Genomic DNA, 11240 nt, shown 5'->3' with positions numbered 1-11240 from the left:
TCCCCGGTCAGCGAGGAGATGTCGGCGCCCGCGCAGAAGGTCGGTCCGGCCCCGGTCAGCACGAGCACCCGCACGGCCGGATCGTCCGCCAGGCCCGTCAGCAGCTCCGGGAGCGCCCGCCACATGGCGGCGGTCATGGCGTTGCGCTTGGCGGGGTGCGAGATGACGACCGTGGCCACCCCGTCGGCGACCGTGTGCAGGAGGTGTGCGTGCTGGGCAGCGTCCATGCGCCGGATGCTATCCCGGGCGGTCGTACCTATGATCAAGGGAGTCCGTCGGGGGTGCGAGGAGGAGGCACGTCCATGGGCGCAGACCGTGTGGAGGGTACGGGAGCGAAGGCCGGTGGCCCGCAACCGCAGCGGGAGAAGAAGAAACTCAGCCGCAGTTTCGCGCTGATGACGGCGCTCGGGGTGATCCTGGTGCTGGCCGGTCTGGTCGGCCTGGTCTACACGGGAGTGGCCACCCTCACCTCGATGTTCCTCTTCGGCTGGCTGCTCCTGGTCGGTGGTGCGGTGGGCCTGCTGCAAGCCGTGCAGTCGCGCGGGAGCAACTACTTCTGGCTCGCCGTCGTCGTCGCCGCGATCAACCTGGCCGCCGGCTTCGTGATCCTGCGCCGCCCCGAGGCGAGCGCCGAGGCACTGACCATGTTCGCCGCGCTGCTCTTCCTCACGGGAGGGGTGTTCCGGCTGGTCGGGGCGCTGGTGGTGCGCGGCGCCGATTTCGGGCTCGCGGTCGTCCAGGGCGCCTTCGGGATCCTGCTCGGCTTCCTGGTCCTCTCCAACTGGCCCGGCAACAGTCTGTACGTGATCGGAACCTTCTTCTCCCTCGCCCTGCTGTTCGACGGGCTGAGCCTGGTGGCCATGGGCATGGGGTCCCGGCGCATCCTGGGGTTGGTCAGGGAGGACGAGGCTTCGGCGGAGGCTGTCGCGCCGGACGGGGCGAACGAGGCGGCCGCGAAGCGGCCAGCAGAAGATCAGGAACAGTCGAACAACTGACTCTGTCATACGCCAGCGGTCAGAAAGTGTCCGATAGACGCTGACTTATGGTCAGCAGTCGGGGCCGGACCAGCCGGTTCCCCACCCTTGTCGCGTGGAGACGATCGAGCGCGAAGACGGGGGACGGAAGATGGATCTCAGCGGGAGCGTCCCGCCGGTCAAGGCGGGTGAGGTGGAGGCTCCGGCCGACCCCCTCGCCTACGAGGGAGTGTGGAGGTTCACCGCGCCCGCGGTTGAAGAATCCGTTCCGCAGGCCCGCCGAGCGGTCCGGGACCTGCTCGGGCGTCAGGGTGTGCCGGCCCATCAGGACCTGGTCTACTCCCTGCTCCTGATCGTCTCCGAGCTGGTGACCAACTCGGTCCGGCACGCCGCCCTGCTCTCGCCGGAGGTCGCGGTCGAGGTCGCGATCGGCCGTGAGTGGGTGCGGGTGGCCGTGGAGGACAACCACCCCTACCGACCCAAGGCGCTGGAGGCCGACTTCGGCCAGACCGGCGGCCGGGGCCTGCTCCTGGTTCGGGAGATCACCCTGGAGGCCGGCGGGGTCTGCGACGTCGAGCACACCTCGACCGGCGGCAAGGTGATCTGGGCGGCTCTGCCGCTCACCGCCCCGCCGACCGCCTGCTGAGCGGCGGCCGACGGGCGGGCGGACAGCGGGAGAGCGGAGCGGCGTACGGGCTACCAGCCCGCCGCGTCGCCGGTCAGCTCGCGGATCGCGGGCCGCGCCGCGTCCAGCACGGTCATGAACCAGGCCGAGAACGGCACTTCGGCGTGCCGCTTCGCCAGTTCCTCGGCGGTGACGAAGGCGGTGTCCTCGACCTCCTCCGGATCCGGCCGCACGACAGCCTGCGCGAGTCCCACGAACAGGTGATTGAACTCCTGCTCCACCAGACCCGATGCCGGGTCCGGGTGGTTGTAGCGCACCGTCCCCGCCTGCGCGAGCAGCGAGGGCGACAGCCCCAGCTCCTCATGGGTCCGCCGGGCCGCGGCCGCGAACGGCGACTCCCCGGGGTAGGGGTGACCGCAACAGGTGTTCGACCAGACGCCGGGGGAGTGGTACTTCCCGAGGGCCCGCTGCTGGAGCAGCAGACGGCCCTGCTCGTCGAAGAGGAACACGGAGAACGCCCGGTGCAACCGGCCGGGCGCCTGATGGGCGGAGAGCTTCTCCGCCGTGCCGATGGTGTTGCCGGCCTCGTCGACCAGTTCGAGCATGATCGGTTCTTGAGTACCGGTGCCGTTGGACGCGCGGTTCGCGGCGGTGGCTGGTGTGGTCGGCATACCCATCCTTCGCTTCGGACTTCGGCCTTCAGTCTGCCGTACAAAAGAGGCTTGTCCCCACTTCGGAGATCCACGCATGTCCGCCCCCCGTGGCGTGCTAGGCCTGTCCGCACAGGCGGCGGGGGGCGGACCACCTCACGTGTCACTCACATGACCTCGCGTGCGCGTCAGACTCCGAACGGGGCCGGATATCTGATCGTTCCCGTCGGCACCGGGCGGGAATCATCCAGGACCAGTGCCATCAGGGCCTCGTCGGGAACCTCGAAGGGGGCCCGGATCCCGAAACGCGACGCCGGGACGAAACCGAAGCGCGGATAGTACTCCGGGTGCCCCAGGACGAGGACCAGTGACTCCCCGCGCTCCCGGGCCGCCGCGAGCAGGGCCCGTACGACCGAGCTGCCCGCGCCCGAGCGCTGCAGCGCGGGATCGGCCGCCACCGGGGCGAGCGCGAGGGCCGGGGCGCCGTCGACCTCGCACCGGGTCAGCAGGGCGTGCGCCGCCACCGAACCGTCCGGGGCCTCGGCCACGTACGACAGCCCGGGCAGCCAGGCGTCGTCGGCGCGCAGCGCGTCGACGAGGCCGGCCTCCAGCGGAGTTCCGAACGCCGCCAGATTCACCCCCCGTACGGCCGCCACGTCGGCCGAGGTCTCCGGCCGGGCGGGCCAGGCGTCGCCGTCCCCGGCGCTCACCGGACGCAGGACGTAGCCCGCGTACCCGTACTCGTGGCCGTGGCGGACCCGTACGCCGAGCTCCTCGCGCGTCGCGGTCAGGGCCCGCGCCATCGCCGGGCCACCGGTTCCGGACAGGGTACGGACCCGCTCGGCGAGCGGGCCGTAGTACTCGGCCCAGTCGGAGTCGGGCAGCTCGTGCACGCCGAGTACCTGGTACCCGGCTGCTTGGGCGGCCGCGAGGTTGCCGGCCGTGGTGCGCAACGCGTACTGCGGGTCCCAGAAGGCGCGGGCGCCCGCGGACGGCTGCGCGACCGACCACTGGCACTCGGTCAGGACGAGGGTGCCGCCCGGGGCGAGCAGCCGCCTCCACCGCGCGAGCGCGGCGTCGAAGCCGAGGATGTAGGCGGAGCCCTCCGCCCAGACGAGGTCGAAGGAGCCGTCCTCGAAGCCCTTGCCCGGGAGTGCGCCCATGTCCGCCTCCACGGTGCGGACCCGGCCGGCGAGACCGCGGGCCGCGGCGGCCGCGCGTAGCTCGTCGAGGAAGGGGGCGTGCAGGTCGACGGCGGTCACCTCGGCGCCGTCCGTCCCGGCCGCCCCCGTCTCGGCGGCGAGCAGCAGTGCGCTGCGGCCCGGACCGCAGCCGAGGTCGAGGACGCGCGGCCGCTCGGGCAGCGGTCCGCACAGGGACAGCAGGTGGCGGGTGCTCGCGTCGGAGCCCGGAGCCTGCCGGGGCAGGCCGTGGTGGAGGGCGAAGAAGGCGTGCGTGAAGTCGTCGGCGCCGTCGGGATCGACGGTGTCGCCGAAGGAATTGCTGTCGGTCAACGTGAACCCTTGGAACGGGGGCTCCGGCCGACGAGGCCCAGCTGTGTGATCAGGCCCGGCCGGATGCCCGGAAGAAATGGGAGATGCACCGGAGTTCGCTGCGCATGGCCGCGACCACTACGACGGTCATCAACCCACCTCTTTCCACTCGACACGTTCAGGGGCGTGTCCACCGTAACATCCGGGCCGTTTGTGGTACCGCGCCGTGATCGTCAATGATGATCGGAACCCGGCCCGGGGCCCGGATATTCGGCCTATCAGGGCGTAAACGGGTGGTGAACCCCTGCTTCCATTCATCCGATAGCCTCTGCCGACGTGCCGCCGCCCCATAAGGGCGCGCGTTCGGAATCCGTTACAAGGAGTGAGTTCGTCTGCCGACCGTCATCCTCACCGGCCTGCCGGTCCCCGGATCACCGCTCGCGGACGATCTGCGCTCCCTCGGCTTCGACGTCCGCCCGGCCGCCGGTCCTCAGGACGCCGCCGCCGCACTGGCGGGCGTACCCGCCGACCAGCGGGTGGCCGTCGTGGACAGTGCCTTCGTCGGGCACGTGCACGCACTGCGCCTCGCGCTGACCGACCCGCGCTTCGACGCCTGCGCCGTCGCCGGTGCCCTCGCCGTCCAGGCCGGGGCCCGCGGTGCCCTCGACAAGGCCGCCGCCGAGGCCGCCGCCGAGGGCCCCGGCGGGGCCGCCGACGAGGCCGGCCCGTACCCGGACCGGCTCGCGGCCGTCGTCGAGGCCGCCGGGACCGCCGTCCAGCGCCCCGAACTGGGCACGCTCGTCGCCACCGTCCCCACCACTCGCGCGGACCGGGACGCGGCGACCGCCGCCGTCGCCGCCGTCGACGACGAGGCCGTGCGCCTGCGGACCGCCGTGAAGTCCCGCGACGGCTTCTTCACCACCTTCTGCATCAGCCCGTACTCGCGCTACATCGCCCGCTGGTGCGCACGCCGCGGCCTGACCCCGAACCAGGTCACCACCGCCTCGCTGATCACCGCGCTGATCGCGGCCGGCTGCGCGGCCACCGGCGAACGCTGGGGCTATGTGGCGGCCGGTGTGCTGCTCCTCGTCTCCTTCGTACTGGACTGCACCGACGGGCAGCTCGCCCGGTACTCGCTCCAGTACTCGACGATGGGTGCCTGGCTCGACGCCACCTTCGACCGCGCGAAGGAGTACGCCTTCTACGCGGGCCTCGCGCTCGGCGCGGCGCGCAACGGCGACGACGTCTGGGCCCTGGCCGTGGGCTCCATGATCCTCATGACCTGCCGGCACGTCGTGGACTTCTCCTTCAACGAGGCCAACCACGACGCCACCGCCAACACGTCTCCCACGGCCGCCCTCTCCGGCCGGCTGGACAGCGTCGGCTGGACCGTGTGGGTCCGCCGGATGATCATCCTCCCGATCGGTGAGCGCTGGGCGATGATCGCGGTGCTGACCGCTTTCACCACGCCCCGGATCGTCTTCTACGCCCTGCTGATCAGCTGCGCCTTCGGCGCCCTCTACACCACCGCCGGGCGGATCCTGCGCTCCCTGACGCGCAAGGCCACCCGCACCGACCGGGCGGCCCAGGCGCTGGCCGACCTCGCCGACTCCGGCCCGCTCGCCGAGCTCCAGGCCCGCCTGCTGCGCGGCCGCGCGGGGTCCTTCGGCTCCGTGTACGTGGCGGCCCTGGGCACGCTGGTGATGATCGCGGGCGCCGTGTTCCTGCCGTTCGGCGACCCCCGGCTGATCGCCGTCGCGGTGATCTATGTCATGACGGCCGGCCTCGCCGTCGCCGCGCCCCTCAAGGGCGCCCTCGACTGGCTGGTCCCGCCGCTGTTCCGGGCCGCCGAGTACGTCACCGTCCTCGCGCTCGCCGTCAAGGCGGACGTCCCGGGGGCCCTCCCGGCGGCATTCGGCCTGATCGCGGCGGTCGCCTACCATCACTACGACACGGTGTACCGCATCCGCGGTGGCACCGGCGCGCCCCCGCACTGGCTGGTGCGGACGATCGGCGGCCACGAAGGCCGGGTCCTGCTGATCACGGCCCTGGCGGCCGTCCTCGTATCGCGCGAAGCGGACTTCCCCGTCGCGCTCACGGTCACGGCCGTGTTCGTGGCACTCGTGGTGCTCGTGGAGAGCATCCGATTCTGGGTCTCCTCCGGAGCACCCGCCGTACATGACGAAGGAGAACCAGCATGATCGGCCTTGTACTCGCTGCCGGTGCCGGACGCCGTCTGCGTCCCTACACCGACACCCTGCCCAAGGCGCTCGTGCCGGTCGGCCCCGAGGGCGACGAGGCGAGCCTCACGGTTCTCGACCTGACCCTCGGCAACTTCGCCGAGGTCGGCCTCACCGAGGTCGCCATCGTCGTCGGCTACCGCAAGGAAGCCGTGTACGCCCGCCGGGAGGCCCTGGAGGCCAAGTACGGCGTCAAGATCACGCTGATCGACAACGACAAGGCCGAGGAGTGGAACAACGCCTACTCCCTGTGGTGCGCGCGTGAGGTCCTCAAGCAGGGCGTGATCCTCGCCAACGGCGACACCGTCCACCCGGTCTCGGTCGAGCGCACCCTGCTCGCCGCCCGCGGCAACGGCCAGAAGATCATCCTCGCCCTCGACACGGTCAAGAACCTGGCCGACGAGGAGATGAAGGTCGTCACCGCCGACGGCAGTGCTTCCCGGACCGGCGTCCAGAAGATCACCAAGCTGATGGACCCCGCCGACGCCACCGGCGAGTACATCGGTGTCACCCTCATCGAGCCCGAGGCCGCCGAGCAGCTGGCCGAGGCTCTGAAGACCACCTTCGAGCGCGACCCCGACCTCTACTACGAGGACGGCTACCAGCAGCTCGTCAACGACGGCTTCACCATCGACGTGGCCCCCATCGGCGACGTCAAGTGGGTCGAGATCGACAACCACGACGACCTCGCCAAGGGCCGGACGATCGCATGCCAGTACTGACGAGGCTCATCCCCTCGCCCCTCGTCGTCGACATCAGTCGCGGCGCGATGGACGACCTGGCCGGCCTCCTGGCAGACCAGCGGATCTCCTCCTCGGGCAAGCTGGCCATCGCGATCAGCGGAGGCTCCGGCGCGGCGCTGCGCACCAAGCTGGAGCCCGTACTGCCGCACGCCGACTGGTATCCGGTCGTCGACGGCACCATCGACTCCGCGGTCAAGCTGGCCGACGACATAAAGGGGCGCCGCTACGACGCCGTCGTGGGCCTGGGCGGTGGCAAGATCATCGACGTTGCGAAGTACGCCGCGGCGCGGGTCGGGCTGCCCATGGTCGCCGTCGCCACCAACCTGGCCCACGACGGGATCTGCTCGCCGGTCGCCACCCTGGACAACGACAACGGCCGGGGCTCCTACGGGGTCCCCACGCCGATCGCGATGGTGATCGACCTCGACGTGGTCCGCGACGCCCCGGTGCGGTTCGTCCGCTCCGGGATCGGTGACGCGCTCTCCAACATCTCGTCCATCGCCGACTGGGAGCTCTCGCACGAGATCACCGGCGAGCCAGTGGACGGCCTGGCCGCCGCCATGGCCCGTACGGCCGGCCAGTCCGTGCTCCGCCACCCCGGCGGCTGCGGCGACGACGAGTTCCTCACCGTGCTCGCCGAGGCGCTCGTGCTGACCGGCATCGCCATGTCGATCAGCGGCGACTCCCGCCCGGCCTCGGGCGCCTGCCACGAGATCAGCCACGCCTTCGACCTGCTCCACCCCGGGCGCTCCGCGCTCCACGGCGAGCAGGTCGGCATCGGCGCCGCCTTCGCGATGCACCTGCGCGGCGCCGCCGAGCAGTCCGGCCTCTTCGTCGAGGTGCTGCGCCGGCACGGCCTGCCGGTCGTGCCCGAGGAGATCGGCTTCAGCGTCGACGAGTTCGTCGCGGCCGTCGAGTACGCCCCCCAGACCCGCCCGGGACGCTTCACGATCCTGGAGCACCTCAACCTGTCCGCCGCCGAGATCAGGGACGCTTACGCCGACTATGTCAAGACCATCCGTAGCTGAACTGAGGCCCGTCGTCCACCCCGCGGGCGTCAAGGACCGGGTCAGCGGCGAGCACTGGGGCGGGCGCCTCTACATGCGCGAAATCTCCCTGCGCATCACCCGCCACCTGGTCACCACCAAGGTCACGCCCAATCAGCTGACCTACCTGATGACCCTCGCCGGCGTCCTCGCGCTCCCGGCCCTGCTCGTGCCGGGCATCCTGGGCGCCGTCCTCGGCGTGGTCGCGGTCCAGATGTACCTGCTGCTCGACTGCGTCGACGGTGAGGTCGCCCGCTGGAAGAAGCAGTTCTCGCTCTCCGGGGTCTACCTGGACCGGGTCGGCGCCTACCTGTGCGACGCCGCGGTCCTGGTCGGCTTCGGCCTGCGCGCCGCCGACCTGTGGGGGCCCGGGGGCGCCGACTGGCTGTGGGCCTTCCTGGGCACCCTGGCGGCGCTCGGCGCCATCCTGATCAAGGCCGAGACCGACCTGGTAGGCGTCGCCCGCCACCAGGCCGGCAAGCCCGTGGTCAAGGACGCGGCCGCCGAGCCGCGCGCGAAGGGCATGGCGTTCGCCCGGCGGGCCGCCGCCGCGCTCAAGTTCCACCGCCTGATCCTGGGCATCGAGGCCTCGCTGCTCATCCTGGTGCTGGCCGTCGTCGACCAGATGCAGGGCGACCTGTACTGGTCCCGCGTCGGGGTCGCCGTACTGGCCGGCATCGCGATGCTCCAGACCGTGCTGCACCTGGTCTCCATCCTCGCCTCCAGCAGGCTCAAGTGAGTGCCCCGCTGCGGCTGGGCGCCGTGATCATCACCATGGGCAACCGGCCCGACGAGCTCAAGGCGCTCCTCGACTCGGTGGCCCGCCAGGACGGAGCCCCCGTCGACGTGGTCGTCGTGGGCCAGGGCGTGCAGGTCACCGGCCTGCCCGAGGGCGTCCGCAGCATCGACCTCCCCGAGAACCTGGGTATCCCGGGCGGGCGCAACGTCGGCATCGAGGCCTTCGGCCCCGGTGGCGGCGACGTGGACGTGCTGCTCTTCCTGGACGACGACGGTCTGCTGGAGCGCACCGACACCGCCGAGCTGTGCCGGCAGGCCTTCGCCGAGGACCCCGCGCTCGGGATCATCAGCTTCCGGATCGCCGATCCGGAGACGGGTGTGACCCAGCGCCGGCACGTGCCGCGACTGCGTGCCTCCGACCCGATGCGCTCCTCCCGCGTGACCACCTTCCTGGGTGGCGCCAACGCCGTTCGCACGAAGGTGTTCGAGCAGGTCGGAGCGCTGCCGGGGGAGTTCTTCTACGCGCACGAGGAGACCGATCTGGCCTGGCGGGCGCTCGACGCAGGGTGGCTGATCGACTACCGGTCGGACATGGTGCTGCTGCACCCGACCACCGCCCCCTCCCGGCACGCGGTCTACCACCGTATGGTGGCTCGTAACCGGGTGTGGCTCGCCCGCCGCAACCTGCCCGCCCCGCTGGTCCCGGTCTACCTGGGCGTCTGGCTTCTGCTGACGCTCGTACGCAGACCGTCGGCACCCGCGCTGAAGGCCTGGTTCGGCGGTTTCCGGGAGGGATGGACCACTCCCTGCGGACCCCGCCGCCCGATGAGATGGCGAACGGTCTGGCGGTTGACCTGCCTGGGCCGACCTCCTGTCATCTGACCAGCCCGCGTCTGGGAACATGACGCGATCACGGGCCTCGCGCCACCAGCCTGATGCCCACCTGGCCGCATCTTGAAGACGAAAGTTTCAACTTGTGAGTGACACAACCCACGACGGTGCCCTCGCCACGAGCAGGCCACTGTCCGACGACGCGGGGCTGAGCCCCGCGGAGCTCGCCAGGAAGTACGGCCTCTCGGTCAGCGGCGCCCGCCCCGGCCTGGGCGAGTACGTGCGGCAGCTCTGGGGCAGGCGCCACTTCATCATGGCCTTCTCCAGGGCCAAGCTGGTCGCGCAGTACAGCCAGGCGAAGCTCGGCCAGGTCTGGCAGGTGGCGACCCCGCTGCTGAACGCGGTCGTCTACTGGCTGATCTTCGGCCTGATCCTCAAAGCGGGCCGGGAGATGCCCAAGGACGTCTACATCCCGTTCCTGGTGATGGGAATCTTCGTCTTCACCTTCACCCAGAGCTCGCTCATGGCGGGCGTCCGGGCGATCTCGGGCAACCTCGGGCTGGTGCGGGCGCTGCACTTCCCGCGCGCCGCCCTGCCGGTGTCCTTCTCGCTCCAGCAGCTCCAGCAGCTGCTGTACTCGATGATCGTCGTCTTCGTGATCGCCGTCTGCTTCGGCAACTACCCGCAGCTCTCGTGGCTGCTGGTGATCCCGACCCTGGCGCTCCAGTTCGTCTTCAACACCGGCCTCGCCATGATCTTCGCGCGGGCGGGTTCCAAGACCCCCGACCTGGCGCAGCTGATGCCGTTCGTGATGCGTACCTGGATGTACGCCTCCGGGGTCATGTTCCCGATCGGGATCTACCTGGAGGACCAGCCCGCGTGGATCAGCGACCTGTTGCTGTGGAACCCGGTCGCGATCTACATGGACCTCATCCGGTTCGCGCTGATCGACGACTACACGGCGAGCAACCTGCCTCCGCACGTGTGGGCCTTCGCGGTGGGCTGGGCCGTGGTGATCGGCATCGGCGGCTTCGTGTACTTCTGGAAGTCTGAGGAGCGTTACGGCCGTGGCTGACAACACCCAGGGGCGCATCCCCACCGTGATCGCGGACGGCGTCCACATCGTCTACCGGGTCAACACCGGCAGTGCCGGCAAGGGCGCGGCCACGGCCGCGCTCAGCAAGATCGTCCGCCGCAAGAAGGGCGACGCCCCCGGTGTCCGGCGGGTCCACGCCGTGCGCGGGGTCTCCTTCACCGCGTACCGCGGCGAGGCGATCGGCCTCATCGGTTCCAACGGCTCCGGCAAGTCGACCCTGCTGCGCGCCATCGCGGGCCTGCTGCCCTGCGAGGAGGGCAAGGTCTACACCGACGGCCAACCCTCGCTGCTGGGCGTCAACGCGGCCCTGATGAACGACCTCACCGGCGAGCGGAACGTCGTTCTCGGCGGGCTCGCCATGGGGATGAGCCGCGAGCAGATCAGGCAGCGATACCAGAGCATCGTCGACTTCTCGGGCATCAACGAGAAGGGCGACTTCATCTCCCTGCCGATGCGTACGTATTCCTCCGGCATGGCGGCGCGTCTGCGCTTCTCCATCGCGGCGGCCAAGGACCACGACGTCCTGATGATCGACGAGGCACTGGCCACCGGTGACCGCAGCTTCCAGGTGCGTTCGGAGGACCGGATCCGTGAACTCCGGCAGAAGGCCGGCACGGTCTTCCTGGTGAGCCACAACAACAAGTCCATCCGTGACACCTGTGACCGGGTGCTGTGGCTGGAGAAGGGTGAGCTCCTGATGGACGGGCCCACCGAAGAAGTCGTCTCGGCATACGAGAAGGCCACCAACGGCTGACCTCCGGGGTCGAGCGGCGCCCACTTCCGGCGTTTCCGCTTCACCCGAAG

Annotated in this window: 13 protein-coding genes; 9 read left to right on the top strand and 4 right to left on the bottom strand. The window is 70.6% G+C overall.

Going from position 1 to position 11240, the window contains the following annotated elements; translation table 11 throughout:
- Positions 1-227 (bottom strand): enoyl-CoA hydratase/isomerase family protein (locus ACWGIU_RS16225; RefSeq protein ID WP_453706302.1); only part of this gene is annotated, 227 nt, incomplete at its 3' end.
- Positions 228-302: 75 nt separating this feature from the next.
- Here ACWGIU_RS16225 and ACWGIU_RS16220 point away from each other — a divergent pair.
- The gene (locus tag ACWGIU_RS16220; protein ID WP_453706300.1) at positions 303-995 is read left to right on the top strand and encodes an HdeD family acid-resistance protein; all 693 of its coding nucleotides are present in this window, start codon (positions 303-305) and stop codon (positions 993-995) included.
- Between the two features lie 130 nt (positions 996-1125).
- Positions 1126-1620 carry an ATP-binding protein gene (locus ACWGIU_RS16215; protein ID WP_453706304.1) on the top strand — a complete coding sequence of 165 codons (495 nt, stop codon included), beginning with the start codon at positions 1126-1128 and terminating at the stop codon, positions 1618-1620.
- Positions 1621-1670: 50 nt separating this feature from the next.
- Here ACWGIU_RS16215 and idi read toward each other — a convergent pair whose 3' ends face one another.
- The 3 genes from idi to ACWGIU_RS16200 form a co-directional block, all read right to left on the bottom strand.
- The gene (idi, locus tag ACWGIU_RS16210; protein WP_453706298.1) at positions 1671-2270 is read right to left on the bottom strand and encodes an isopentenyl-diphosphate Delta-isomerase; all 600 of its coding nucleotides are present in this window, start codon (positions 2268-2270) and stop codon (positions 1671-1673) included.
- A 167-nt stretch (positions 2271-2437) separates the two neighbouring features.
- Positions 2438-3763, bottom strand: a complete 1326-nt coding sequence (locus tag ACWGIU_RS16205) for a GNAT family N-acetyltransferase (RefSeq protein WP_453706296.1) — start codon at positions 3761-3763, stop codon at positions 2438-2440.
- A 410-nt stretch (positions 3764-4173) separates the two neighbouring features.
- On the bottom strand, positions 4174-4317 hold the full coding sequence (locus ACWGIU_RS16200) for a hypothetical protein (RefSeq protein ID WP_453706294.1): 144 nt from the start codon (positions 4315-4317) through the stop codon (positions 4174-4176).
- Here ACWGIU_RS16200 and ACWGIU_RS16195 point away from each other — a divergent pair.
- The 7 genes from ACWGIU_RS16195 (at position 4312) to ACWGIU_RS16165 (ending at position 11190) form a co-directional block, all read left to right on the top strand.
- Positions 4312-5943, top strand: a complete 1632-nt coding sequence (locus tag ACWGIU_RS16195; RefSeq protein ID WP_453706292.1) for a DUF5941 domain-containing protein — start codon at positions 4312-4314, stop codon at positions 5941-5943. The two genes, ACWGIU_RS16200 and ACWGIU_RS16195, sit on opposite strands and share 6 nt — an antisense overlap.
- Positions 5940-6704, top strand: a complete 765-nt coding sequence (locus tag ACWGIU_RS16190; RefSeq protein ID WP_453706290.1) for a phosphocholine cytidylyltransferase family protein — start codon at positions 5940-5942, stop codon at positions 6702-6704. The genes ACWGIU_RS16195 and ACWGIU_RS16190 overlap by 4 nt, the downstream gene beginning before the upstream one ends.
- Entirely contained in the window at positions 6692-7753 is a 1062-nt protein-coding gene (locus ACWGIU_RS16185) for an iron-containing alcohol dehydrogenase family protein (protein ID WP_453706288.1), read from the top strand. Before ACWGIU_RS16190 ends, ACWGIU_RS16185 begins: the two co-directional genes overlap by 13 nt.
- Positions 7731-8510 (top strand): CDP-alcohol phosphatidyltransferase family protein, encoded by a 780-nt coding sequence (locus ACWGIU_RS16180; RefSeq protein WP_453706286.1) that lies wholly within the window; start codon positions 7731-7733, stop codon positions 8508-8510. The genes ACWGIU_RS16185 and ACWGIU_RS16180 overlap by 23 nt, the downstream gene beginning before the upstream one ends.
- A complete protein-coding gene (locus ACWGIU_RS16175; RefSeq protein ID WP_453706284.1) occupies positions 8507-9391 on the top strand; it encodes a glycosyltransferase family 2 protein in 885 nt (294 codons plus the stop codon). The genes ACWGIU_RS16180 and ACWGIU_RS16175 overlap by 4 nt, the downstream gene beginning before the upstream one ends.
- A gap of 94 nt (positions 9392-9485) precedes the next feature.
- Complete coding sequence (locus tag ACWGIU_RS16170; RefSeq protein ID WP_453706282.1) at positions 9486-10415, top strand: ABC transporter permease; 930 nt, start codon at positions 9486-9488, stop codon at positions 10413-10415.
- Positions 10408-11190 (top strand): ABC transporter ATP-binding protein, encoded by a 783-nt coding sequence (locus tag ACWGIU_RS16165; protein ID WP_453706280.1) that lies wholly within the window; start codon positions 10408-10410, stop codon positions 11188-11190. Before ACWGIU_RS16170 ends, ACWGIU_RS16165 begins: the two co-directional genes overlap by 8 nt.
- Positions 11191-11240: the final 50 nt, after the last annotated feature.

The sequence above is a fragment of the Streptomyces sp. NPDC054840 genome (assembly GCF_053611065.1).
Note: the sequence above shows the minus strand (reverse complement) of the source record. Positions and strands in the feature narration are given on the sequence as shown.